The 23978-nt window shown below is 71.4% G+C and carries 21 protein-coding genes; 6 read left to right on the top strand and 15 right to left on the bottom strand.

Annotated features, from left to right (window positions below):
• Positions 1-94 precede the first annotated feature (94 nt).
• Both AC3B5L_RS02305 and AC3B5L_RS02300 read left to right on the top strand, forming a co-directional pair.
• Positions 95-463, top strand: coding sequence for a GNAT family N-acetyltransferase (locus AC3B5L_RS02305; RefSeq protein ID WP_490096183.1), 369 nt, complete (start codon positions 95-97; stop codon positions 461-463).
• Positions 460-1377: a pirin family protein gene (locus tag AC3B5L_RS02300; protein WP_268777678.1), complete on the top strand. Its 918-nt coding sequence runs from the start codon at positions 460-462 to the stop codon at positions 1375-1377. Before AC3B5L_RS02305 ends, AC3B5L_RS02300 begins: the two co-directional genes overlap by 4 nt.
• Before the next feature lie 240 nt (positions 1378-1617).
• On the opposite strand, the gene AC3B5L_RS02295 is transcribed toward AC3B5L_RS02300, so the two are convergent.
• From AC3B5L_RS02295 to AC3B5L_RS02265, 7 genes are all read right to left on the bottom strand, one after another.
• A complete protein-coding gene (locus AC3B5L_RS02295; protein ID WP_490096182.1) occupies positions 1618-3075 on the bottom strand; it encodes a sodium/solute symporter in 1458 nt (485 codons plus the stop codon).
• A complete protein-coding gene (locus AC3B5L_RS02290; protein ID WP_490096181.1) occupies positions 3072-3446 on the bottom strand; it encodes a heavy metal transporter in 375 nt (124 codons plus the stop codon). The genes AC3B5L_RS02295 and AC3B5L_RS02290 overlap by 4 nt, the downstream gene beginning before the upstream one ends.
• Positions 3443-4162 carry a LytR/AlgR family response regulator transcription factor gene (locus tag AC3B5L_RS02285; protein ID WP_490096180.1) on the bottom strand — a complete coding sequence of 240 codons (720 nt, stop codon included), beginning with the start codon at positions 4160-4162 and terminating at the stop codon, positions 3443-3445. Before AC3B5L_RS02285 ends, AC3B5L_RS02290 begins: the two co-directional genes overlap by 4 nt.
• Before the next feature lie 8 nt (positions 4163-4170).
• Positions 4171-5352: a sensor histidine kinase gene (locus AC3B5L_RS02280; protein WP_490096179.1), complete on the bottom strand. Its 1182-nt coding sequence runs from the start codon at positions 5350-5352 to the stop codon at positions 4171-4173.
• A gap of 148 nt (positions 5353-5500) precedes the next feature.
• Complete coding sequence (locus AC3B5L_RS02275) at positions 5501-5746, bottom strand: YbdD/YjiX family protein (protein ID WP_490096178.1); 246 nt, start codon at positions 5744-5746, stop codon at positions 5501-5503.
• A 1-nt stretch (position 5747) separates the two neighbouring features.
• Positions 5748-8033 (bottom strand): carbon starvation CstA family protein, encoded by a 2286-nt coding sequence (locus AC3B5L_RS02270; protein ID WP_187663134.1) that lies wholly within the window; start codon positions 8031-8033, stop codon positions 5748-5750.
• 224 nt (positions 8034-8257) lie between these two features.
• Positions 8258-11443 carry a S8 family peptidase gene (locus tag AC3B5L_RS02265; RefSeq protein ID WP_490096177.1) on the bottom strand — a complete coding sequence of 1062 codons (3186 nt, stop codon included), beginning with the start codon at positions 11441-11443 and terminating at the stop codon, positions 8258-8260.
• Between the two features lie 176 nt (positions 11444-11619).
• Here AC3B5L_RS02265 and AC3B5L_RS02260 point away from each other — a divergent pair, with 176 nt between their 5' ends.
• The 4 genes from AC3B5L_RS02260 (at position 11620) to AC3B5L_RS02245 (ending at position 15614) form a co-directional block, all read left to right on the top strand.
• Positions 11620-12165, top strand: coding sequence for an ECF transporter S component (locus AC3B5L_RS02260; protein ID WP_187663132.1), 546 nt, complete (start codon positions 11620-11622; stop codon positions 12163-12165).
• 80 nt (positions 12166-12245) lie between these two features.
• The gene (locus AC3B5L_RS02255) at positions 12246-13913 is read left to right on the top strand and encodes an ABC transporter ATP-binding protein (protein ID WP_490096176.1); all 1668 of its coding nucleotides are present in this window, start codon (positions 12246-12248) and stop codon (positions 13911-13913) included.
• 2 nt (positions 13914-13915) lie between these two features.
• Positions 13916-14728, top strand: coding sequence for an energy-coupling factor transporter transmembrane component T (locus AC3B5L_RS02250; protein WP_490096422.1), 813 nt, complete (start codon positions 13916-13918; stop codon positions 14726-14728).
• A gap of 10 nt (positions 14729-14738) precedes the next feature.
• Positions 14739-15614, top strand: coding sequence for a siderophore-interacting protein (locus tag AC3B5L_RS02245; RefSeq protein WP_259952807.1), 876 nt, complete (start codon positions 14739-14741; stop codon positions 15612-15614).
• A gap of 133 nt (positions 15615-15747) precedes the next feature.
• On the opposite strand, the gene AC3B5L_RS02240 is transcribed toward AC3B5L_RS02245, so the two are convergent.
• Genes AC3B5L_RS02240 through AC3B5L_RS02205 form a run of 8 tightly spaced genes read right to left on the bottom strand, consistent with a single transcriptional unit; the run spans position 15748 to position 23737 of the window.
• Entirely contained in the window at positions 15748-16683 is a 936-nt protein-coding gene (locus tag AC3B5L_RS02240) for a carbohydrate ABC transporter permease (protein ID WP_280569088.1), read from the bottom strand.
• A 2-nt stretch (positions 16684-16685) separates the two neighbouring features.
• Positions 16686-17591, bottom strand: a complete 906-nt coding sequence (locus AC3B5L_RS02235; RefSeq protein ID WP_280569090.1) for a carbohydrate ABC transporter permease — start codon at positions 17589-17591, stop codon at positions 16686-16688.
• Between the two features lie 29 nt (positions 17592-17620).
• Positions 17621-18946, bottom strand: coding sequence for an ABC transporter substrate-binding protein (locus tag AC3B5L_RS02230; protein WP_280569093.1), 1326 nt, complete (start codon positions 18944-18946; stop codon positions 17621-17623).
• 43 nt (positions 18947-18989) lie between these two features.
• Positions 18990-19364, bottom strand: a complete 375-nt coding sequence (locus AC3B5L_RS02225) for a cupin domain-containing protein (RefSeq protein ID WP_259952815.1) — start codon at positions 19362-19364, stop codon at positions 18990-18992.
• Entirely contained in the window at positions 19361-20251 is an 891-nt protein-coding gene (gene lsrF / locus AC3B5L_RS02220) for a 3-hydroxy-5-phosphonooxypentane-2,4-dione thiolase (RefSeq protein WP_280569097.1), read from the bottom strand. Before lsrF ends, AC3B5L_RS02225 begins: the two co-directional genes overlap by 4 nt.
• 22 nt (positions 20252-20273) lie before the next feature.
• Positions 20274-21878 carry an FGGY family carbohydrate kinase gene (locus AC3B5L_RS02215; protein WP_490096175.1) on the bottom strand — a complete coding sequence of 535 codons (1605 nt, stop codon included), beginning with the start codon at positions 21876-21878 and terminating at the stop codon, positions 20274-20276.
• Entirely contained in the window at positions 21866-22885 is a 1020-nt protein-coding gene (locus AC3B5L_RS02210; protein WP_259952825.1) for an NAD(P)-dependent oxidoreductase, read from the bottom strand. Before AC3B5L_RS02210 ends, AC3B5L_RS02215 begins: the two co-directional genes overlap by 13 nt.
• A 36-nt stretch (positions 22886-22921) precedes the next feature.
• Positions 22922-23737 (bottom strand): GntR family transcriptional regulator, encoded by an 816-nt coding sequence (locus AC3B5L_RS02205; protein ID WP_161973074.1) that lies wholly within the window; start codon positions 23735-23737, stop codon positions 22922-22924.
• Positions 23738-23978 lie beyond the last annotated feature (241 nt).

Raw genomic sequence — 23978 nt, 5'->3', positions numbered from 1 at the left:
AATCACCCCGACGGACAGCGGCACGGCGACGTCCACAGGCCCGCACCCCCGATCCCGGGCGTAGGTTGGTTCCAGACGCCGGAAGGAGCATCCGATGACCGACATCACCGTGACCCGCAACGACGAGGCCTCCCGCTACGAGATCCGTTCCGATGACGTGCTGGCCGGGTTCGCCGAGTTCGACACCCGCCCCGGCGCGATCCGGTTCCTGCACACCGAGATCGACCCCGCTTTCCAGGGCCAGGGCCTGGCCGGGAAGCTCGCCGCGGCGGCACTGGCCGACGTGGCGTCGGCGGGCGACGCGATCGTGCCGCTCTGCCCGTACATCGCGAAGTACCTCCAGACGCACGAGGTGCCCGGCGCCGAGATCCGCTGGCCGCAGCGCCCGGGCTCGACGGCGGACGCCCCGGTGCAGGAGGAGTCGACCGGCGCGGACGAGGACCCCACGGGCAGGGCGGAATGATCGGGCAGCGCCGGATCGTCCTCGAGCCGCGGGCGGTCCCGCTCGGCGGCGTGCGCGGCATGGAGGTGCTGCGGGTGCTGCCGCATCGCAACCTCCCCACCATCGGCGCGTGGTGCTTCCTCGACCGGTTCGGCCCGGCCGAGACCCGGATGCGTGTCGAGCCGCACCCGCACATCGGTCTGCAGACGGTGACCTGGCCGCTCGTCGGCGAGATCCGGCACCGCGATTCGCTGGGCAGCGACGCCGACCTCCGGCGCGGACAGCTCAACCTCATGACCGCCGGCAACGGCATCTCGCATTCGGAGTACTCCGTCGGTGACGGCCCCGTCCCGCTCGACGCGCTGCAGTTCTGGGTCGTTCTCCCGGAGTCCGCGCGCCACGGCGACGGCGGCTTCGAGCGGCACACCGATCTGCCGACGACGACGCTGCCGTCCGCGACCGGATCGGACGCCACGGTCACGGTCGTGCTCGGCGAGTTCGCGGGCGTGCACTCGCCGGCGACCGTGCACACACCGATCGTCGGGGCGGAGATCGTCGTGCCGGCCGGAACCACCGTGCGCCTGCCGCTGCGGCCGGAGTGGGAGCACGCGCTGCTCCTCGTCGAGGGCGACGCCGCCGTCCCGGAGCACGCGATGACCCGCAACGACATGCTCTATCTCGGTGATTCCCGCGACGGCGTCGAGGTGACCAGCAGTGAGGGCGGCTTGCTGTTCCTCCTCGGGGGTGAGCCGTTCGAGGACGAGATCGTCATGTGGTGGAACTTCGCCGGGCGCTCCCACGACGAGATCGTCGCCGCCCGCGAGGACTGGGAGGCCGCGTCCCCCCGGTTCGGCGTCGTCGAGGGGCATGACCAGCGCATCCCCGCGCCGCCGCTCCCTCCGGTGCGCCTGATGCCGCGCAGCCGCACCCTCTGATCCCGCTCCCGCACAGCCCCTCCCGCTGAGGCACTCCCGCTGATTCAGGCACTCCCGCCAACACAGGCACTCTTGGTGCTCCCTGCCTGCTCTCACGCCAGTGCCTGCCCCCGCGCTGGAGCCTCCTGACCCCACCACACCGACCCTCCCCGCCCTTCAGGCACTCGCGCGGGCTCAGGCTCGATTGGCTTTCACCTGCCTGAACCCGCGTGATCGCCTGTTCGGGACGCAGAAGGAGACTCAGGCGCGGTCGGGGGTGTGCACGCGGGCGAGGAAGCGGTCCGTGCGGGGCGAGGGCCCGCGAGGGTCGAGCAGCGACACGGCGACCGTGACCCCGGTCGCCAGCGGGATCGTCCAGGCGGCGGGCTGCGCGAGGTACGGTGCCGCGATGCCGACCCCGTCCACCGCGGCGTGCACGAGCAGGGCGAGCCCGGTCGCGACACCGCCGCACACCATGCCCGCGACCGCCCCGCGCGCGGTGAGGCCCCGCCACCACACGCCCAGCAGCACCACGGGCGAGAGCGTCGACGCCGCCACGACGAACACCACTCCCACGCTCGAGACGAGCCCCGCGGGAACCGTCAGCAGCGCGACCCCCAGCGGCACGAGTGCGCACAGCACCGCGGACAGCCGGAAGGAGCGCACGGAGCCGGAGAAGACGTCCTGGCTGATGACCCCCGCGAGCGAGACCACGAGTCCGGCCGAGGTCGCCAGGAACGCGGCGAAGGCCCCGGCGACGATGAGGGCCGTCAGCAGCTCGCCGGCCGGTCCGGGGAACACCCGCGACGGGAGCTGCAGCACCACGGTGTCGGCGATCCCCGGCTGCGCGAGGTCGGGGGCGGCGATCCGCGCCAGCAGCCCCATCGCGCTCGACACGGCGTAGAACGCGCTCACCATGGCAATGACGATCACGGTGGTCCGCCGCGCGGAGGCTCCGGTCGGGCTCGTGTAGAACCGCACCAGGACGTGCGGCAGCCCCATCGTGCCGAGGAGGAGGGCGAGCAGCAGCGACGCGGTCTCGTAGGCGTCGAAGCCGGACGGCCCGGCCTCGGCGGGGAAGACGAGGGCGGGGTCGAAGTCGTGCGGCCCGCCGCTCAGGGCGAACGCGATGCACACCACCGGCACGAGGAGCGCTGTGAGCTTGAGCCAGTACTGGAACGCCTGCACGAAGGTGATCGCGCGCATGCCGCCCGCGGCGACCGCCGCCGCCACGAGCACCGCGATCGTCACGGCGCCGACCCACTCCGGCAGCCCGGCGACCACGACGAGAGTGATGCCCGCGCCGTGCAGCTGCGGCACGATGTAGAGCCAGCCGATGATGAGGACCGCGAGGCTGGTGACGCGGCGCGCGGCGGTCGAGCCGAGCCGGGCCTCGACGAAGTCGGGGATCGTGTACGCCCCGCTCCGGCGCAGGGGCGCGGCCACGAAGACGAGCACGAGCAGGTACCCCGCGGCGTACCCGATCGGGAACCAGAACCCGCGGGCGCCGTCCAGCAGCACCAGCCCGGAGAGCCCGAGGAAGGTGCCGGCCGAGAGGTACTCGCCGCTGATGGCCGAGGCGTTCCAGACCGGACGCACCGTCCGCGACGCCACGAAGAAGTCGCTCGTCGTGCGCGACACCCGCAGCCCGTACACGCCGATGAGGAGGGTGGCGATCACGACCAGGGCGACCCCGACGAGGTCGAGCACGGCGTTCACTCGCGGTCCCGCAGGGCGCGGTACCGCCGCTCGTTGCGGACCGCCGTGCGCACGTACAGCACCGCGAAGACGAGGATCACCGGGTAGAACGCGAAGGCCTGGAGGAGCCACGACAGCGGCAGCCCGCCGAGGACGACGGCGTCGATCTCCGGGATGAGCGCGATCCCGAGCGCCAGGGCGACGACGACCAGCACGAAGCCGGCGACGGTGCCGAGGGCGAGCCGGAGCTGGCTGCGCATCAGGGCACGGGCGTAGACGGCGTCTGCCTCCGCGACCGGGGCTCCGGGCAGCGCGATGCCCCGCGTGGCGGCGGAGGAGCGGCGGGGCGGGGTGTCCGCGGTGACCCGTACCCGCTTCGGCGCCTCGGTCATCCGGCCCCCTCTCCGCGCACCAGGGCCTCCCGCACCGCCGCGACGAGCCTCCTGCTCACCGGCAGCACGGCCGTGCCGACGACCACGACGGGTTCCCCGCCCGACAGCCGCGCCTCGGTCACCGCGTCGATCCGGACGAGGGTGGAACGGTGTATCCGGAGGAATCCGGCCGGCGCCCACCGCGTCTCGAGCTCGGAGAGCGGGATGCGCACGAGATGGCCGGGCCCGTCGTCCTCGGTGTGCAGGCGCGCGTAGTCGCCCTGCGCCTGCACCCAGCGCACGTCGCTGCGCCGCACGAACCGCACGGACGCGCCCACGGTCACCGGCAGCACCTCGTCCTCGCCGCGCGGCGCGGCCTCCTGCGCGACCACCCTGTCCACGGCGCTCCGCAGCCGTTCCCGCCGGACGGGCTTGAGGAGGTAGTCCGCCGCGCGCAGCTCGAACGCCTCGACCGCGCGGGCCTCGTCGGCGGTGACGAACACGACCGCGGGCGGTTCCGCGAGACCGAGGAGCGCGCGGGCGAGCTCGGTGCCGAGAAGGCCGGGCATATGGATGTCGAGGAAGGCGATCCGCACCGCGCGCGCGGAGAGCTGACGCAGCGCGTCGGCGCCGTTGCCCGCGGTGAGGATCTCGCCGATGCGCGGGTCGGCGCGCAGCAGGTGCACGAGCTCGTCGAGGGCCGGCTGCTCGTCGTCGGCGACGAGGACGTCGATCATGCCGCTCCTCAGTCGTCGTCCGGGTCGTGGAGGGGCTGCGATTTCGGGACTCGCATGCGCACCAGGGTACCCGCGCCGGCGTTGGTCTCCACGACCAGACCTCCCCCGGTGCCGTAGACCTGGCGGAGCCGGGTGTCGACGTTGCGCAGACCCACGTGACCGCCCTCCTCACGCGCCGTGAGCAGGGCGCGCAGTCCGTCCGGGTCCATGCCCACGCCGTCGTCCTCGACGAGGATCTCGGTGTGCGTGCCGTCGTCGCGGGAGGTGATGCGGATCTCGCCCCCGCCCTCCCCCGGCTCCAGGCCATGCCGCACCGCGTTCTCCACGAGCGGCTGCACCGAGAGGAAGGGGATGACCGTCGCGAGCGTCTCCGGCGCGATCTGCAGCGTCACCCGCAGGCGCTCGCCGAACCGCGCGCGCTCCAGTTCGAGGTAGGAGTGGATGCTGCCCAGCTCCTCCGCGAGGGTGGTGAACTCTCCCTGCCGACGGAAGGAGTAGCGGGTGAAGTCGGCGAACTCGAGCACGAGGTCCCGGGCTCGGTCCGGGTCGGTCGTGATGAACGAGGCGATCGCGGTGAGGGCGTTGTAGTTGAAGTGCGGGGAGATCTGGGCGCGCAGAGCCCGGAGCTCCGCCTCGGCGAGCTGGGTGCGGGAGGCCTCGAGTCCGCCGAGCTCGACCTGCGCCGCGCACCAGTCGGCGACCTCCTCCGCCGCCCGCACGAGCGCGGCCCGCACCGGGGACGCGAAGGCGACGACCACCCCGACCGTCACCCCGTCGACGAGGATGGGCGCGCCGACCGCCTCCAGGTCGTCCGTCCGCGAGGGCGCGGGGAACACCTGTCGCCGCCCGGACGCGCGCACCTGGGCGGCGATGCGCACGGCGGCGGATTCGAGCCCGTCCGCGGCGCCGTCGAGGGTGACCGTGTCGTCCTCGCCGACGATGGCCACCGCGGCGCTGCCCAGCAGGGCCCGCAGGTGCCGGGCGGCCTTGACGGCATCCGGCCCGGTCAATCCGCCGCGGAGGTGCGGGGCGGCGAGACTCGCCTGATGCAGCGCCCGCAGCGCCCCCTGCTCCGCCTCGCTGCCGAGGTCGGCGGACCCGCGCGCGAACCGCCGGGCGAGCAGCAGCAGCGCCGTGAGGGCGATGCCGCCGAGCGCGCCGAGGATCGCGGCGAGGACGACGTCGTTCATGCGCTCAGCCTAGGGACGTGCGGGCGGGCCCAGCGACCCGCGCTTCGACAGGCTCAGCGACCCACCTTGGGTCCCTGAGCCTGTCGAAGGTCCCTGAGCCTGTCGAAGGGCCCTGAGCCTGTCGAAGGTCCCTGAGCCTGTCGAAGGGTCAGCAGCAGCGGGCACCGGGATTGCGGTCCTGGTCGTCCATGCGCTGACGCCAGAACTGCCGCTCCGTCAGCGGCTCCTCGCCCGGATGATGCCGACGGTGATGGGCGACGTACGTGGCGTACGCGGTGTCGCCCATCAGCGTCGTCATGTACCAGCGGATGCCGCGGCCGACCCGGCCGACGGCGCTCCACAGCGCCCGCACCGGGGAGGTCGCGGCATCCGTCCGATCCATCGCGTGGGTCATCTCAGTGCCGTGCCGCCGCGCGCTCTTCGGCGAGGATCGGCTCCCACTGCTTCTCCAGCTCGCGCTCCTCCGCGTCGGGGAGGAACCCGGCCGGGGCGAAGCGGCGCGACGGCACGGGCGGGTCCTCGGTGTTCTCGCCGCCGCCGTTGCGGATCGCCTTCGCAGTCGCGATGACGGCCATGACGATGACGATGATCGCGAGCACCACGAAGATGATCGACAGCGTGCCCTGCACCGCGGTGTTGCGGATGACGGCCTGCAGCACCTCCGGTGCGCCGAGCGTGGTGTCACCGGAGTTCAGCGCCTCCAGGTAGCGGAAGTGGTTCGCCCAGTACCCGATCGCCGGCACCGGCGAGAAGATCTTGTAGAGCGAGGCCGTGATGGTGACGACCGCGGTGAAGGCGAGCGGCAGCGCGATGATCCACAGCCACCGGAAGTAGCTGCGACCACGCTTGGCGACGATGGCCAGCACCACGGCGAGCGCGATCGCCGCGAGCAGCTGGTTCGCGATGCCGAACAGCGGGAAGAAGGTGTTGATGCCGCCGAGCGGGTCGGTGACGCCGAGGATGAGGATCGCTCCCCAGCCGGCCACCATGATCGCGGTGCAGATCCACACCCCGGGACGCCAGGAGACGTCGCGGAACTTCGGGAACCAGGCGCCGATCGAGTCCTGCAGCATGAAGCGCGCGACTCGGGTTCCGGCGTCCACCGCTGTGAGGATGAACAGCGCCTCGAACATGATCGCGAAGTGGTACCAGAACGCCATGAGCGCCTGCCCGCCGAGGGCCTGCTGCATGATGTGGGCGAGGCCGAGCGCGAGCGTCGGAGCGCCACCGGTGCGCGAGACGATCGATTCCTCGCCGACCGCCGCAGCCGTGCCCGTGAGCATGTCGGGAGTGAGGTTCACCCCGGTCAACCCGAGCGAGTTCACGAAGGCGACCGCTCCCTCGACCGTGCCGCCGGTCGCCGCGGCGGGAGCATTCATCGCGAAGTAGATGCCCTGGTCGATCGAGATCGCGGCGACGAGGGCCATGATCGCGACGAACGACTCCATGAGCATGCCGCCGTAGCCGATGAACCGGGTCTGCCGCTCCTTCTCCACGAGCTTCGGCGTGGTGCCCGACGCGATCAGCGCGTGGAATCCGGACAACGCGCCGCACGCGATGGTGACGAAGAGGAAGGGGAAGAGCGGACCCGCGAACACCGGACCCATGCCGTTCTCGCCGAAGATGCTGACCGCAGGGACCGAGATCTCCGGCCGCACGAGGATGATCGCGCCGGCGAGCATGACGATGACGCCGATCTTCATGAACGTGGAGAGGTAGTCGCGGGGTGCGAGCAGCAGCCAGACCGGCAGCACCGCGGCGATGAACCCGTAGATGATGATGCCCCACGCGATCGTGGTGCGGTCGAGGTGGAAGATCGCCTGGCCCCACTCGGTGCCGGCGACCCAGCCGCCGCCGATGATCGCGGCCATCAGCAGCACGAAGCCGATGATCGAGACCTCGGTCACCTTGCCGGGACGCAGGTAGCGCAGGTACACGCCCATGAAGAGGGCGATCGGGATGGTCATCGCGACGGAGAAGACGCCCCATGGGCTCTCGCCGAGCGCGTTGACGACGACGAGCGCGAGGATCGCCACAATGATGAGCATGATGAGCAGCGAGGCGATGATCGCCGCGGTGCCGCCGATCTTGCCGAGCTCCTGCCGCGCCATCTGGCCGATGGTCCGGCCGCCGCGACGCATCGAGAAGAAGAGCACCGTGTAGTCCTGCACGGCTCCCGCGAGCACGACGCCCACGATGATCCAGATGGTGCCGGGGAGGTAGCCCATCTGCGCCGCGAGCACGGGGCCGACGAGCGGGCCGGCGCCGGCGATGGCGGCGAAGTGATGGCCGTAGAGCACCCGGCGGTCGGTGGGGACGTAGTCCTTGCCGTCCTGCTTCACCTCGGCGGGTGTGGCCCGGCGGTCGTCGGGGCGGGTGATGTACCGCTCGATGACCTTCGAGTAGAAGCGGTAGCCGATCAGGTAGGTGCACACGGCGGCGAACACGAACCAGATCGCGTTCACAGTCTCGCCGCGCACGATGGCGAGCATCACCCAGGCGACGCCGCCGAGGAGGGCGATGGCCGTCCACAGCAGGATCTTCGGCAGGGTCCAGCGGCGGCTCTTGGCCTCGTGCTCCGCGGAGAGGGCGACGGGTGGGAGGTTCGGGTCGGTCTCGATGACGGGGTCGTCGTCGACGAGCCCGGCGCCGTCGCGGCGGCGCGACGAAGGTGCGGTCATGGGGTTCTCCTCTGGGGGCGCATCATTGCGTCTCCCCACGGTAGGGAGTGCGTCCCGCCGTCGCACCCGGATCCGGGCACGCTGCGACGAGCGGCGGCGGCCATGCGACGAACGGATGCCCGGCAGTCCCCGCTCCGACCGGACGCACGACCCGGAGACGACGGCACGGCCGCCCGACGGATTCCGTCGTGCGGCCGTGCCTGAGTCGTGCAGACGATCCCGGATCACCCGGGGGCGTCGGTCTCCGGGGGCGGGGTCGGCTCCGGGGTCGGCTCCGGCGCGGGAGTCGGATCCGGGGTCGGCGACGGATCCGGAGTCGGTGTCGGCTTCGGAGCGGGGGTCGGCGTCGGCGCGACCTCCGCGGGCGTCGTGACCGTCACCACGGTGCGCACGGCCGAGTCCCCGTACTGGACGAGTCCGAGGTAGCGGGTCCCGGCGGTCAGACCGGTCCAGCTCAGCTCGTAGCTCGTCTCCTGCCCGCGGACCGCGGCGATCGGGTTCGGCGTCGCGGTGAACGAGCCCTCCCCGTCCGGGAGCACGTTGGCGTAGGTCATGTCCCACGTCATCGGCCCGGTGGTGGAGTACACGTTCGCCACGACCAGGTAGGTGCCCGCAGTCGGCGTGGGGATCGTGACCTGCTCGTCGGCCGAGCCCGTGGCCGACTGCCAGCGCTCGTAGTAGCGCAGGTCGTCGGGGCTCACCAAGCGGTAGACGGTGAGGTCCAGGTCACTGCCCTCGTCGTCGGACGAGTCGAGATCGAACCGGGAGAGCGTGGCCCCCTCTGGCACGTCGACGATCCAGGACACATCCTTGTTCGCGTCCCCCGAGTTCTCGTTCCCCGAGTGCCCCTCGACGGGGTTGTCCGGGTCGCTGAGCAGCTGGAACGGGGTGAGGCCCGAGACGCCCAGTGCCAGATCGCCGTCGAGACCGGGGATGATGTCCACCGTCGTGCTGCCGTCGACGCCGCTGCCGGTGACCTCGGCCGGGGCATCCGCCGTGACCGGGAACACCGCGATCGGCGAGCGCACCGTGTTCTTCTTGCTCGTCCAGGTGAGGGAGCCGGTGGCCCACTGCTCGACCGGAGCGGTGGTGCTGTCGAACGTGACCGTGAACGTCTTCGTCTGTCCCGGCTTGTCGAAGGCGAGCTGAGAGGGAGTGACGGTGACCTTCACGCCCGGGACCGACGCCTTCGCGGTGAACACGCCCTTCTCGGTCGAGGTGACCGAGCGGGTGACGGTCTGCGCGCTGGCCAGGGAGCCGATGGAGATCGATGCCTGGTTCAGGTCGCTGCCGTCGATGGGGTCGATGCCGGGGAAGTCCGACAGCCCCTTCCCGTCGAGGAAGGCCGCCCAGTCCTTGAAGCCGTTGAGGTACAGCAGGCCCGGGTTCAGGTAGCGCTTCGCGTCGATCTGCCCCGCACCCTGCTCGAAGGGGTCCGTGTTCTTCGAGCCGTCGGGCAGCACCGTGTCGTACGCGGTGGTCATCATGGCCGAACGGATCTCCGCCGGAGTCGCTCTCGGGTGCTCCCCGAGGTACAGCGCCCCGAGGCCCGCGATGTGCGGGGAGGCCATCGAGGTCCCGGAGAGGATGCCGAAGGTCGGGTCCTCACCCGGGGCATTGTGCGTGGCGGCGAGGATCGCGACGCCGGGAGCGGCGATGTCCGGTTTGAGGACGTCCGTGCCGTCGGCCAGGACCGGCCCACGGCTCGAGAAGCCGGCGATCTGCGGGGTCGGGGTGGTCACCCCGGTGGTGTTCTCACCGACGAGGGTGATCGGCCGATCGACACCGCCCTGCACGTAGGCGAGCACGGCTGCGCGGTGCACGGCGTTCAGGTGCACCGTCGGCACCGCGTGGAAGTCGTTGTCCAGCGAGTCCGCGCCACCGGGCACGTTCACCAGCACCATGCCGATGCCTCCGGCGTCCTTCACGACCTGGGACTTCTCCGCGCGCGCGTTGCCGCCGCGGTCGCAGACCACGATGTGCCCCGCGACCTTCGTCGGGTCGAGGGTGCCCGGCAGGCACAGCTGCGCATCCACCGCACCGGGCGCCGCGGCATCCACGGCGGCGATGGAGGGCCCGGAGACGCTCTCCCCGAACGGCACGCTCACCGATGCCCCGGCCTCCTCGAAGCCGTCGAACTGCACCGTGCCTTCCCACGTCGGGATGGTGGAGGCGGCGACCGTCGTGTACCACGGCGAGGCGTGGTCGGCGGTGACCGGATCGGGACCGTCGTTGCCGGCGCTGGTCGCGACGAAGACGCCGGCGGCCGCGGCGTTGAGGAACGCGAGGTCCTCCGGGGCCATCACGGTGCTCGCGGCGCCGCCGCCGATCGAGTAGTTGATCACGTCGACACCGTCGGCGACGGCCTGATCGATCGCGGCGACGAGGTCGCTCAGCGCGCAGATGTCATCGGTGGTCACGGTCGTGTCCGGACCGACGTAGCAGGCCTTGTACGCGGCGACCTTCGCTGCGGGCGCGACGCCCGAGATGGTCCCGAAGTCGACGCCCTCGACCGCGGCCTCCACTCCGAAGTCGCCCGCGGCGGTGCTCGCGGTGTGCGAGCCGTGGCCGTCGCCGTCGCGTGGGGAGAGGTAGTCGTACTGGAAGTCGAACCCGGCGGCCTGCGCTCCCGCGAAGAAGTACTGCCCGCCGATGAGCTTCGTGGAGTAGTCGCGCTCGTCCCAGTCCTGGCCGTCGACCATCGCGCCGCGGAACTGTCCGCCGTCGGACTTGTCGAAGTACACGTAGGTGCCGTCGGTGTAGGGATCCGTGCCCTTGTGGCGGCTGTTCTGCTTCTTCTGCTGCTTGAGCTTCTTGCCCTCGAACGAGGGGTGCTCGGGAGCGATGCCGGTGTCGATCACGCCGACCACGACACCCTCGCCCGCCTTCTTCACGCCTCCGGTCTGCTGCCACACCCCGCCACGGCCCTTGCGGTCGTCGCCGAGGCCGAGGTAGTCCGTGGAGGTCTGCGCATCGGGGTGACGGATCTCGTCGGGATACACCCCCAGGACGTCCTTCGAGGCACGGAGCTGGTCCACCTGCTCACCCGAGAGGTCGGCGCTGAACCCGTTGAGCACGACCTGGTAGGTCGTGTCCGGCGTGACGCCGACGTCGTTGATGAGGCTCTTCTGCTCGGACTCGAGGTGCTTGACGTACCGCCGCGCGTCCTGCGACTGCGTCTCGAGCTGCTCGCCCTCGTCGGGCTTCGTCGCCTTGAGTCCCTTGACGTCGCCTTCGTAGCTGGCGAGGGGATCGGCCTTCATGATCACGATGTAGTGCCCGGGGGTCCCCGCGACCGGAACGGGGTGCGTCACCTCCCCGGTCGCTGCGTAGCCTGCGGTTGCCGTCGATGCGATGAACAGCGTCGCCAGGGTGGTGGCTGCTGCGATCCGAAGGGGTGTTCGACCCATATCTCGCTCCTGATGATCCGATGATCCCGATGCCGCCTCGTTGCCGCACCGCGGCTCACGATAGACCCGCTCCTCGGCGCCGGATCGAGAACTGAACGATGGTCGAATCCCGATTGCGCCGATCGGTCAGGGTGGACGACGGCCGGGTCTCCGAATGTCGCCAGTAGGCTGGAGACGTGGCCCGTACCTCCGTCCTGTCGACCAGAGTGCTGCTGATCTGCGCAGCGATCGGTGTCGCCACGGGCATCCTCGGCGGCATCGCCGGATGGGTCACTCCCCTCCTCCTGGCCAGCCCGCTGCTGTTCCTCTACGGCCTCGTGCTGGGCTCGCACGTGCTGCCGGGCATCATCGCGCAGGAGGTGCTGCGGCTGCCGCTCGTGGCACTCATCACGCACGTGTTCGCCGCGCTCATCGCGAGCGCCTTCAACCCGGCGTGGTCGTTGCGGTTCATCGGCACGGCGCTGCTGTTCGGCCTCATCCAGGAAGGTGTCGCCGCCCTCACCCGCTATCGCTCCTGGGGCGCCTGGCGGTTCTTCGTCTCGGCGGTCGTGATCGGCGTCGTCGTGGCGGTGGCGGTGTTCTTCGCGGCGAACCTCGCCGTCCTGCCGCTCTGGGCCCAGCTGCTGTACCTGACGATCTCCGTGCTCGGCCCGGTGGCCTGGACGGCGATCGGCCTCGCCATCGGTTCGGCGCTGCGCACCGCCGGCGTCGCACGCCGCTGATCGCGCACGTGCCCTGCTGGCAACACAGGTAAGGCTCAGCTAAGTTAGAGGCACACCCTCCGTCGAACCCGGGACCTGCCGTGCGCCCATCCGCGCCTCTCCTCCGCGTGCGCGAGCTCACCCTCACCCACGCGGATGCCGCGCATCCGTCGCCCCGTGACGTGACCTTCGACATCGACCCCGGTGAGGTCGTGCTGCTGCTCGGCCCGTCCGGCTCCGGGAAGTCGACGCTCACGCTCGCCCTCAACGGCCTCATCCCGCACGCGCTCCCCGCGACCATGTCCGGCTCCGTCGAGGCCGGCAGTGTCGACACGACCACCGCGCACACCGCGACGCTCAGCACGCACGTCGCCATGGTCTTCCAGGACCCTGACGCCCAGATCGTCACGGGGACGGTGTACGACGAGGTGGCTTTCGGCCCCGAGAACCTCCTGCTCCCGCTCGGCACCGTGCGGGCCCGCGTCGAGGATGCGCTGCGGCGGGTGGGCCTGTGGGAGCGCCGGGACGACAACCCGGACCACCTGTCCGGCGGCGGCCGACAGCGTCTCGCCATCGCCTGCGCCCTCGCGATGGGCTCCCCTCTCATCGTGCTGGACGAGCCGACCGCGAACCTCGACCCGCAGGGGATCGACGACGTGTATGCGGCGCTGACCGAGGTCGTGGCCGCCGGCGACCGGGCGATCCTCCTCGTCGAGCACAACCTCGATGCGGCGATGCGCTTCGTCACGCGCACCGTCGTGCTCGACCGCGAGGGCCGGGTGGTCTTCGACGGTCCGGCCGCCGAGACCATCCGGGCGCATGCCGACGAGCTTGTGGCGATGGGGGTCTGGCTGCCCGCCGCGACGCTCGCTGCGCTGCGCCTCCGCGACCGGGGGATCGTCCTCGACCCGCTGCCGCTGACGCCCGAGGCACTGGCCGCGGCCCTGCCTGCCGGTCCGGCCCGCGCGTCCTCGATCCTCGCCGACGCTCCTCCCGCCGTCGACCGGGAGCCGATCATCCGGGCGCGCGGCCTCACCGTCTCGCGGCGCCGCACCGAGATCCTGCACGGGGTCGACCTCGACATCGCCGCGGGGAGTCTCACCGCGATCGTCGGGGCGAACGGCGCGGGCAAGACCACGCTGATCCAGGCCCTCGCGGGGGTCGTGCCCCCGCCGAAGGGCCGGGTCTCCGTCGACGGCATCGACCCGGGCACCGCCTCCCCCCGGGATCTCGCGGCCCGGATCGGCTTCGTGTTCCAGAACCCGGAGCACCAGTTCATCGCCGCCACCGTGTTCGACGAGCTCGCCCACGGGCTCCGGCTGCGCCATGTGCCGGACGCCGAGGTCAGCGCTCGCGTGACGGAGATGCTCGAGCGGTTCGGGCTCACGCACAAGGCCGACGTGCACCCGTTCCTCCTCTCCGGCGGCGAGAAGCGACGACTCTCGGTGGGCACGGCCCTCATCACCCGTCCTCCCGTCCTCGCCCTCGACGAGCCCACCTTCGGGCAGGACCGCGCCAGGGCCGCCGAGCTCCTGGACCTGCTGGAGAGTCTCCGGGCGGACGGCACGACCGTCGTCATCGTCACCCACGATCTGCAGCTCGTCGCGGAGCACGCCACCGACACGGTCGTCCTCGCCGACGGGCGGGTCCGGGCCGCGGGCCCCACGGCGGCACTGTTCTCCGATCCCGCGATCCTCCCCTCCGCCGGGTTGCACGTCCCCGCCCTGCAGCGGGTGCTCGCCGAGGCCGGGTGGGAGGTGACACCGTGACGATGTCCACGCTCGATCCGTATGCGCCGCTCGCGGCCACCTCGCGGCGGCAGTTCCTCTACGGCCTCAATCCGTTGGCGAAGGTCGCCGGCTTCGCCCCCGCGATGCTGCTCCTCGTCTTCGTGCGCGACCTGGCCACCCCGGCCGCCTTCCTCGTGCTCGCGTACGTCCTCATCCTCGTCGGGGCGCGGGTGACGGGCCGCCTCCTCGCGCTGCTCCTGCTCGGTCTGCCCGCGGGCATGCTCGCGATCGGCGTCGGCTTCTCGCTGTGGGTCGACGCGGCCCTGGTCGCCGACACAGCCCCCGTCGTGACGATCGGCGACTGGACCCTCTACGGAGGCGCCCTCCTCATCGGCTTCGCCACGGCGCTCCGGCTCGGATCGATCGTCGCGCTCGCGCTGGTCGGCGGCCTCACCACCAGCGGCTCCGATCTCGTGCGTGCGAGCGTGCAGCAGCTGCGCGTGCCGTACCGCATCGGGTACACGGCCCTGGCCGCCTTCCGCTTCGTGCCCCGGTTCGGGCACGAGCTCGCCGTCATCCGCGCCGCGCACCGGGTGCGCGGTTACCACGGCGGCCGCGGCCCCTTCGCGCGGATCGCCCGCGGCTGGGGGTACATCGTCCCGCTGCTCGCGGGCGCCATCCGGCATGCGGAGCGCGTCGCCCTCGCGATGGACTCCCGAGCGTTCGGCGCGCATCCGACGCGGACCGAGCGGCACCTCGTGGCGTTCCGCACGAGGGACACCGTCTTCACCGTGGTCACGCTCGCTGTGTCGACCGCGATCTTCGTCGTCTTCTTCCCCTGGCAGCTCCCCTGAAAGGTGCCCCATGGCATTCAGCAAGATGGTCAAGCCGGAGACGGCCGAGCTCCTGCACCTCACGGTTCTCCGCACCGAACGGCTCGCGCCGCACTGGGTGCGGGTGACCCTCGGCGGCGGCGAGATCGACCGCTTCCGCCCGATGGGTTACGACCAGTGGTTCCGGCTGTTCCTGCCGATCGGCGGCGAGGCGGGGCTGGAGCGGGTGCCCGCGAAGGCGAACCGGATGTTCGGGTACCTGAAGTTCCTCCGCATCCCCGACGGCGAGCGCCCCGTGATGCGCAACTACACCGTGCGCGCCTACCGCCCGGCCACGGCCGAGATCGGCGCCGAGCTCGACGTCGACTTCGTCCTGCACGGCTCGGCGGCCGACGGCACCGCCGGTCCGGCGTCCCGATGGGCGGAGACGTGCACCCCCGGCGAGCACGTCCTCATCATCGACGAGGGCCTGACGTTCAACCCCGAGCGGGGCACCGACCGGGTGGTGCTCGTCGGCGACGAGACCGCCCTCCCCGCGATCGCGTCGATCAGCGCCTCCCTGCCGACCGACTCCTCGGGCACGGCGATCATCGAAGTCCCGTCCGCGGAGGACGCCCTGGAGTTCGCGCACCCGTCGGGGCTCGAGGTGGTGTGGGTCGTGCGGCCTCAGGAGATTCCGCCCGGGGCCCTCGCTCTGGACACCCTCGCTCGTACCACTCTGCCCGCCGCGCCGTTCCATGCCTACGCGGCGGGAGAGCAGGCGCTGGCCTCCGGCGTCCGCAAGCAGCTCGTCGGCGAGCGCGGCGTCGACAGGAACGCCGTCAGCTTCTGCGGCTACTGGAAGATCGGTGCCGCCTCCCCCGCCTCGAAGGCCGCCCGCGAGGCCGCCGCGGAGCCCCGCACGTAATCCCGGGGCACAGCTTCGGAGCTAAGACACGACACGCCGGGGCGGACGATGCCGCCCCGGCGCGTCGTCGGGAATCTCCGAAGTCGTGCTCGGAGACCGGACACGGGATGCGGGAACATCGCCCCGCACCCGCTCACTTCACACTGCCCTGCGTGAGCCCGCCGACGAGCCACTTCTGCAGGAACAGCGCCAGCAGGTAGATCGGGATCAGCCCGGAGAGGCTCGCGGCGGCCATCTGCCCGAACATCACCTCTCGACCGCCCTGCATGAGCGCGATACCCACGGGGAGCGTCTGGGAGTCCACGCTCTGCGTGAGCAGCAGCGGGATGAGGAAGTCGTTGTACGCGAGGATGAAGACGATGATCGACACCGCCACGATGCCCGGGGCCGTGAGCGGCAGGATCACCGCCCAGAGGGTGCGCAGCGGACCGCATCCGTCGATCTGCGCCGCCTCGTCGACCTCGAACGGGATCGAGCGGAAGAACCCGTCGAGCAGCCACACCGCCACCGGCGTGAGCAGCAGACCCTCGACGATGCCCAGCCCGATCACCGAGTCCATGAGCCCCGCGGTGCGCACCAGGACGAAGAGCGGGATGATCGCCACGATCGGCGGGGCGACGTATGCGGAGACGATGAGCCCGAGGGTCTGCTTCCCGCCGGCCCGCAACCGGGCCATCGCGTAGTTCGCCGGGATCGCCACGAGCAGCGACACGATCACCGCCCCGACCGCCGCCCCGATCGAATTGCGGAGGTAGGTGAGGATCGGCCAGTTCTCAAATGCGGCCACCCAGTTCTCGAACGCGAGGCGGGACGGGAGGATGCGCGTGGACAGGATGTCGTCCGGGCTCTTGAACGACATGCTCACCATGTACAGCACGGGCAGCAGCGCGAGGGCGATCGCGACGACGATCACGACGGCCTTCGCCGCCGTGACGGTGGCGGACGGCCGGCCGGGCCGGGAGATGCTCGCGGTCCGACGGCGCCGCTGGCGACGGCGGGCGTCGGGAACCACGAGCGTGACGGTCGCGCTCTCGTCGACCCGATCCGTGGAGCGGAGTGTGAGCGACATGGTCAGCCCTCTCTGTGCAGCCGCTGCCGCACGGCGTTGAGCGGCAGGATGACGATGGTGACCAGCACCAGGAAGGCGATGGTCTGCGCGGCGGCGGCGCCGACGTCGAACGTCTGCAGCCCGGTCCGATAGATCTGGAAGCTGCTGACGGTGGTGTCGAAGCCCGGTCCGCCGCTGGTCATGATGAACACGAGGTCGAAGACCTTGAACGAGACGACGAGCTTGAGCAGCAGCACGGTGATGAGGCTCGGGAGCACGAGCGGGAACGTGATGCGCCAGAACGTCTGCCACACCCCGGCACCGTCGACCTGGGAGGCCTCGTACACCTCGGTCGGCAGGGTCTGCAGAGCGGCGAACACGAGCAGCACGCAGAAGGGCGTCCACTGCCAGGCGTCCACCATGATCACGGAGATCATCGCCGCGGGGCTGGAGCCGAGGAACAGGAACGGCTCGGACCCGGGCGCGAACGACTGCCCGATGTTGTTGAGCAGTCCGCCAGTGGGAGCCAGCATGAGCTTCCAGATGACGCCGGCCATCACCGGCGGTGTCATCAGCGGCAGCAGGAGCAGCACCCGGATGACGCGGCCGCCCTTGACCGCGGCGTCCAGCGACAGGGCGACGACCAGCCCCGCCACGAGCGCGATCAGGGCGGAGGGGATGGCGAAGAGCAGCGACCTGCCGAGGGACGGGAGGGTGACCCCGTCCCCCAGCAGCGCCGCGAAGTTGTCGAACCCGACCCATTCGGTGAACGGCCGGCCCAGCGACGACTCCGAGAAGGAGGCGGCGATGATGTAGCCGAGCGGATAGATCGCGATGATCGCGATCGCGATGACGGCGGGCGCGAGCAGGGCGCGTCCCGTCCACGACGCGCGTCGGGCGCGGCGCCGGGAGGCGACGGGGTGCGACATGAGCGGTCCTTTCGGGTTCGACGACGGGGTCAGTCGGCCAGGGACTGCCAGGTGTCCCAGGTGTTCTGCATCGCCTGTTCGGCGGTGAGACCGCCCTGCAGCATCAGCGCCAGGTTGTCGCTGAGCGACTGGATCATCTCCGGCGCCTGCGGCGAGGTCGGCCAGGACTGCGCGTTGGGCAGCACCTCGGCGGCGACCGCCGAGACCTCGGGGGCGAACTCGACGTACTCCGGACTCTCCAGCGTGGAGGTGCGGGTGGGGTCGACACCGGAGCCGGTCGTCGTGATGAGCTTCTCGTTCGTCTCCTTCGACGAGGCGAACGCGACGAACTGCTTCGCGAGGTCCTCGTCGCTCGCGTTGGGGCTGATACCCATCGCCCATCCCGCGTTGAGCGCTCCGGAGACCTTGCCCTCGGGGCCCACCGGCAGCGGGGCGACGCCCCAGCCGTCGACGATCTTCGACTGCTCCGGGTCCTGCGCGAACACGCCCAGGTCGGTCCAGAACTCGATCATCCCGACCGACCCGGACAGGAACTGTGGCAGCGCCTGCTCGAATCCGATCTCCAGCGGACTGGGGAGGGCCGACGGCGAAGCATCGAGCATCGACTGCGCGGCGGCCACCGCGTACTCGGTGTCGAGCTGCGGCATCTGCGGGTCGATCGGGTCGGGCGACATCGTCGCGAGCCGGTTGAAGAACGTCGACCCGATGTTGAACGCGCTCTTCGAGCCGAGCAGCGCGTTGCCGTAGACGCCGTTCGCCTTCTCGGCGTCGGTGATCTTCTTCGAGACCTCGACGTACTCATCCCACGTGGTGGGGACCTCGACGCCGTTCCGCTCGAAGATCGCCTTGTTGTAGAAGAGCACGTGCGTGTCGCCGTCGATGGGCAGACCGTAGGTGGCGTCCTCGTACTGCGAGTACGGTCCGAAGATCGCCTCGATGAAGTCGCCGGAGTCGATGTCCTCGTCGGACTCGACCCAGTCGGTGATGTCGGCGAGCGCCCCGGCGTCGGCAAGGGCACCGACCGACGTGTACCAGTACTGGATGACGTCGTAGTTGTTGGTGCCGGACTGCGCGTCGAGGATCGCCTTGGTCTGGATCTGGTCGTAGGGGACGACCTCGACCTCGACCTCGACGCCGGTCGCGGCCTCGAAGTCTTTCTCGAGGATGGCCCCCGCGCCCTCCTGGGGTGCGGCGATGAGGACCTTCAGGGTCTTGTCGCCTCCGTCGCCGGAGGCGCCTCCCGCGTCCCCGCCGCAGCCGGCGAGCACGAGGCCCGCCGTGGATGCCAGGGCGATGACGGGAAGGGCACGGCGCACGAGGCGCGCGGTCGGAGAGGGGCGTCGTTGCCTGCTCATGGTGGTGTCCTTTCGGTGGTTCTTCTCGGGTGAGGGGGGAACATCAGTCGCCGGAGCGGGGGCCCGGCGTCCAGGGGCGGTCGACCTTGTCGCCGTCCACCCAGGGGGTCTTGACGAAGACCGCACGGAAGGTCTCGTCGAAGGGGTTGCGGACGAAGTGCTCCTCGTGCGGCTCGGCCCGCAGCACGTCGCCGGCGGAGACGACCCGACACGTGTCGCGGTCGAGCCAGATCTCCGCGCGGCCCTCGATCACGACGAAGGACTCCGTGTGGTGCTCGTGGAGGTGATTCGCGAACTCGTCCCCCGGGCGGAGCACGACGACGCCGAACGCCGCGTCCTCCCCCTGGGCGAGGTATCCCGGACCCCAGTCGCCGAACCGCAGCGCGGCATCGGCGGTCCGCAGCACGTCGGCGCTCATGCGGGCACCGGGGCCTCGGTCGCCGCGCGGAACAGCTCGTAGGCGTCGGCGGGGTCGAGGTCGTCATGCACGACGGCGCGGACGGCGGTCATCATCGCGGCGGGGGCGGCGCTCTGGAAGATGTTGCGGCCCATGTCGACGCCGGCCGCCCCGGCCCGCACGGCACGGGAGGCCATGGTGAGCGCGTCGAGCTCCGGGAGCTTCTTGCCGCCCGCCATGATGACCGGGACCGGGCATCCGGCCACCACGTCCTCGAAGCCCTTCTCGCAGTAGTAGGTCTTGACCAGCTGCGCGCCGAGCTCGGCGATGATGCGGGTCGCGAGTCCGAGGTAGCGAGCGTCGCGGACCAGTTCCTTGCCCACCGCGGTGACGCCGAGCACGGGGATACCGGCCGCGTACCCCTGATCGACGAGGGTGGTGAGGTTGCGGATGCTGCGGCTCTCGTGCTCCCCGCCGACGAAGACCTGCACGGCCACGGCATCGGCGTTGAGACGGACGGCGTCCTCCATCGCCATCGCCGTGTACTCGTCCGAGAGGTCCTTGAGGATCGACGGCCCCCCGGAGGCACGGAGCACGAGCCCGGCACGCGTCGCCGGCGGAAGAGAGGTGCGCAGCGCGCCCCTGGTGCCCATCAGCGCGTCCGCCTGCGCGGCGAGCGGCGCGATGTTCAGGTCGATGCGCTCGAGTCCCGATGTCGGCCCCTGGAAGTAGCCGTGGTCGAAGGCGAGCATGACCGTGCGCCCGGTCTCCGGATCGAGGATTCGTGACAGGCGGTTCTGCATGCCCCAATCGAGGTTGGCGGCGCCACGGATGTTCTGCGTGAACCGGACGCCGGGCGTCCCGACGTGGAACTGCTTGGCGTCGGCGTTGCCGTCGAGGTCTGCCATGGAGGTCTCCTTCGTGTTGTCGTCAGCCGGCGTGACCGACGGGCGAGAGGCGGGGGGTGGAGGGGTCGAGGGGGCCGCGGGCCGCCCCCGGCGGGGTGAAGAGCGGAGGGAGGTCGGGGCTCGAGATCGCCAGGACGTCGCGGTAGACGCGGTGCCAGCGCTCGGTGACCGCGCGGTACTGCTCGTGCTCGGCGGGATCGACCCGTTCGACCCGCTCGGCGTCGCCCATGGGCGGGAGCGTGGCGCCGACACCGGTAGCGGCCAGGCGGGCGGCACCGTATGACGTGGCCTCGGGGGCGGGGGTGACGCGCGTGTCCAGGCCGGTGACGCCGGCGATGATCCGCGGCCACAGCGCTCCCGCACTCGACCCACCGGTGAACGTCACGGTGCCGTCCGCGACCGCGCGGCCCGCGGTGAGGGCGGAGAGGATCTCGAGGTGCGCGCCGGCGACGATGGCCGCGGATTCCTCGATCGCCCGGATGAACGCCCCGCGGGACGACCCGGCGGCGTCGTTGATGTCGAACCCGACGAACGCGGGCGCGGCGTGGTGCCACGCGTCGGCCTGCATGACGTTCGCCATCGTGGCGACCACGCCGTTCGCACCGACCGGGACGTCGGCGGCCCACTCCTCCATGATGCGGAAGGCGGAGCGGCCCTCCGCGCGTCCGAGCGCCGCCGCGTCGGGGCACATCGCGTCCCGGAACCAGCGCATGGCGAGTCCCGACAGGAAGCCGATGCCCTCGATCATCCAGGTGCCGGGGTCGACGTGGCAGAGGGTGCGCAGACGGCGATCCGGGTCGACGAGGGGCTCCGCGACGACGGCCGTCGTCTGCCAGAACGTCCCGGCGACGATCGTCGGAGTCCCCTCTCGCGCCGCGATGCCGTGGAGGGCGAGCTGTGTGTCCGCCCCGCCGGCGACGACCGGGGTGCCGACGGGCAGCCCCGTCGCGGCCGCCGCCGCGGGCGTCACAGCGCCGACGACCTCGCCGGCCGCGACGACCGGGGGCAGGATGCGCCGGTCGATGCCGACGAGATCCGCAAGGTCGGCGGACCATACCCGCGCGTGGAGGTCGAAGAGGGCGGAACTCGACCCGCAGGTCGGCTCGGTGACGAAGACGCCGGTGAGCCGTGTGGTGACCCAGTCGCTCAGCATGCCGAGGTGGCGCGCACGGGAGAGGACCTCCGGCTGGTGGCGCGCGATCCAGCGCAGCCGAGCCGGTGCCGTGATCGACACCCAGTCCCCGGCGGTGCGGTAGATCTCGTCCGCGACGCCCTCCGCCACGAGCTCGTCGGCCTCGGCGCGGGCCCGCCCGTCCGTGTTCGGGCAGGCCCAGATCTCCGTGCCGGCCTCGTCGAACAGCACAAAGCCCTCACGCATGCTGGAGGCGGCGACGGCGGCGACGCGGCGGCCGTTCAGCCGCGCGACGACCTCGGCGACTGCGCCGGCGATGGCCGCCCAGCCGTTCGCGGTGTCGAAGGCCGTGCCGCCGGGGTGGCCCGGGATCGCGCGGTGGGTCCACTCCCGGGCGGCGTGGGTCACGAGCCGGCCCTCGATGTCGAAGGCCAGGGCGCGTGCGGAGCCGGTCCCGGCGTCGATCGCCAGGAAGACGTCGGTCAGCGCTCCCATCGCAGATCACCTCCTGCCAGGAACCGCTCGACTTCCGCGGCGAGCATGTCCGCACCGCGGGCGAGCGTCTCGTGTGTCGCTCCGGCCAGGTGCGGGGTGAGGACCAGGTTCGGCTCCGCGACGAGCTCTCGCCACGGTCCGTCGGGCTCGTTGACGTCGAGGGCGACGCCCGCGAGCTGTCCGGAGCGCAGCCCGTCCAGCAGTGCGTGCTCGTCGACGAGCGACTCGCGGGCGGTGTTGATGAGGAACGCGCCGCGCGGCATCCGCTCGATCTGCGCCCGGCCGATCAGGTGCCGGTTCTCGGCGGTCGCCCTGGCGTGCACGCTGACCACGTCGCTGGCGGAGAGCAGCGCGTCGAGGTCGCCCACGATCGTCGCATCGGTCACCGTCTCGGGATCGACGAAGGGGTCGTACGCCGTGATGACGGCCCCGAGGGCGCGAGCTCGCGCCGCGACCAGCCGGGCGACGTTGCCGTAGCCGATGAGCCCGAGGCGCAGCCCCTTGACCTCGCGTCCGAACCACCGGGCGCCCTCGAACGTCGATTCGGCGAGCGGACGCCCGTCCGCCACCCGGTCGTCCACGTCCTGAAGGGAGGCCGGCACGTTGCGCACCAGAGAGATGAGAAAGCCGATGGTGAGATCCGCGACGGCGTCGGCGTTCTTGCCCGGCGTGGTCGTCACGCGGACGCCGGCTCCGCGGGCCGCGTCGAGGTCGACGTTCACGGGGCCGCCCCGCGCGCAGCCGAGGAGACGGAGGTCGGGCAGGGCCGCGATGACCTCGGCGGTGACGGGGGCGGCGTGGAAGGCGACGACGTCGTACCCCGCGGCGAGCCGGGCGACCTCGGCCGGATCGCCCTCGAACTCGCGGATCGCGGCGGTGTCCCAGGTGGGCTCCGCGATCGCCATCGTGACCGCGTCGGTCTCGATCCCCCGCTCCCGGAAGGCGCGGGTGAAGACCTCGGCGGTCATGTAGCTATCGCCGATGACGAGGATGCGGTGGTCGGTCATGCAGGGCTCCCGGGGGATCGAGGGACGGGGAAGGGGTCAGCGGAGCGCGGCCGGGTATCGGCCGGAAGCGGTCTCGTTCGAGATGCCCGCCGCGTCGAAGCCGGTGTCGACGCTCACGCGCAGACGGTCGGTCCGCACGGAGGCGCGGGAGATGTCGATGGGCTGCCCGCTCTGGTCGTAGGCGACGGCCTCGACCACGACGATCGGATGCCCCGGCTCGACCTCGAGCAGTCCCGCGAGCATCCGGTCGGCCGAGACGGCCTCGATCGTGCGGTGCATGCGCGCGATCCGCACGCCGGTGACGCGGGAGATCGCGGCGTAAAGGCTGGCCCGGGGGTCGCGGAGGTCGGGAAGGACACCGACGAAGCGCGTGGGCAGGTAGTTGATCACGTGGACGGCCGTGCGGGCGCCGACGGCGCGCACGCGCTCCAGCACGAAGCCCATGCCGTCGGGCGAGTCGCGACCGACCACCGCGGCGGCCCAGGACGGCAGCGGTTCGATCCCTCCGCGGAGGATCTCGGAACTCAGGGCGCTGCGTCCGTCCTCGCTGTACTCGCCGAGCAGGCTCGGCGCGGAGGGCAGCGTCCAGGCGGACGGCCCCTGGGCACGCTCGACGAACGCGCCCTTGCCCTGCTGCCGGGAGATGATCCCGGCGCTCTCGAGACGAGACAGCGCATCGCGGACCGAGGTCCGGGAGGCGGCGAAGTGCGCGCGCAGTTCGCTCTCGCTCGGCAGGCGGTCCCCGGGCGCCCAGGCGCCCTGGGCGATCTGCCCCTCAACGGCGCGCATGATCTGGAACCAGATCGGAGCCGTCGACGTACGGTCGAGCTGCGGCAGGGTGAGCGTGGACATTCCGGCCTCTTCGGTGAGCGGGTGCGAGGACATCGGCGTCCTCGAGCCGGACGTTGCCTGTCCGGACATGTATCGATCATGGACCAGCACATGTATCCCCTGAAGAGACAAGTCAGAAGAAAGTCGGCCCCTTGGCCCGGATCCCGATTATCCGCTCACCATCAGGCTTTTCTTCACAGGGCGTCGATCCCGGAACCGGCGCACCGCACGGCCGGCCGTCCCCGCCGACGCCACTCGTCGA

This window comes from Microbacterium sp. C-MGS6, from assembly GCF_058140415.1.
This window is presented reverse-complemented; position numbering and strand designations above follow the sequence as displayed.

What these genes read in the sequence shown, in the direction of transcription:
- AC3B5L_RS02275 (WP_490096178.1), bottom strand. Translation starts at nt 5,746, where the DNA reads ATGACCCACGCGATGGATCGGACGGATGCCGCGACCTCCCCGGTGCGG.
- AC3B5L_RS02245 (WP_259952807.1), top strand. Translation starts at nt 14,739, where the DNA reads ATGGCATTCAGCAAGATGGTCAAGCCGGAGACGGCCGAGCTCCTGCAC.
- AC3B5L_RS02235 (WP_280569090.1), bottom strand. Translation starts at nt 17,591, where the DNA reads ATGTCGCACCCCGTCGCCTCCCGGCGCCGCGCCCGACGCGCGTCGTGG.
- AC3B5L_RS02285 (WP_490096180.1), bottom strand. Translation starts at nt 4,162, where the DNA reads ATGATCGACGTCCTCGTCGCCGACGACGAGCAGCCGGCCCTCGACGAG.
- AC3B5L_RS02210 (WP_259952825.1), bottom strand. Translation starts at nt 22,885, where the DNA reads ATGACCGACCACCGCATCCTCGTCATCGGCGATAGCTACATGACCGCC.
- AC3B5L_RS02250 (WP_490096422.1), top strand. Translation starts at nt 13,916, where the DNA reads ATGTCCACGCTCGATCCGTATGCGCCGCTCGCGGCCACCTCGCGGCGG.
- AC3B5L_RS02230 (WP_280569093.1), bottom strand. Translation starts at nt 18,946, where the DNA reads ATGAGCAGGCAACGACGCCCCTCTCCGACCGCGCGCCTCGTGCGCCGT.
- AC3B5L_RS02225 (WP_259952815.1), bottom strand. Translation starts at nt 19,364, where the DNA reads ATGAGCGCCGACGTGCTGCGGACCGCCGATGCCGCGCTGCGGTTCGGC.
- AC3B5L_RS02300 (WP_268777678.1), top strand. Translation starts at nt 460, where the DNA reads ATGATCGGGCAGCGCCGGATCGTCCTCGAGCCGCGGGCGGTCCCGCTC.
- lsrF (WP_280569097.1), bottom strand. Translation starts at nt 20,251, where the DNA reads ATGGCAGACCTCGACGGCAACGCCGACGCCAAGCAGTTCCACGTCGGG.
- AC3B5L_RS02305 (WP_490096183.1), top strand. Translation starts at nt 95, where the DNA reads ATGACCGACATCACCGTGACCCGCAACGACGAGGCCTCCCGCTACGAG.
- AC3B5L_RS02205 (WP_161973074.1), bottom strand. Translation starts at nt 23,737, where the DNA reads ATGTCCACGCTCACCCTGCCGCAGCTCGACCGTACGTCGACGGCTCCG.
- AC3B5L_RS02290 (WP_490096181.1), bottom strand. Translation starts at nt 3,446, where the DNA reads ATGACCGAGGCGCCGAAGCGGGTACGGGTCACCGCGGACACCCCGCCC.
- AC3B5L_RS02215 (WP_490096175.1), bottom strand. Translation starts at nt 21,878, where the DNA reads ATGGGAGCGCTGACCGACGTCTTCCTGGCGATCGACGCCGGGACCGGC.
- AC3B5L_RS02240 (WP_280569088.1), bottom strand. Translation starts at nt 16,683, where the DNA reads ATGTCGCTCACACTCCGCTCCACGGATCGGGTCGACGAGAGCGCGACC.
- AC3B5L_RS02265 (WP_490096177.1), bottom strand. Translation starts at nt 11,443, where the DNA reads ATGGGTCGAACACCCCTTCGGATCGCAGCAGCCACCACCCTGGCGACG.
- AC3B5L_RS02270 (WP_187663134.1), bottom strand. Translation starts at nt 8,033, where the DNA reads ATGACCGCACCTTCGTCGCGCCGCCGCGACGGCGCCGGGCTCGTCGAC.
- AC3B5L_RS02280 (WP_490096179.1), bottom strand. Translation starts at nt 5,352, where the DNA reads ATGAACGACGTCGTCCTCGCCGCGATCCTCGGCGCGCTCGGCGGCATC.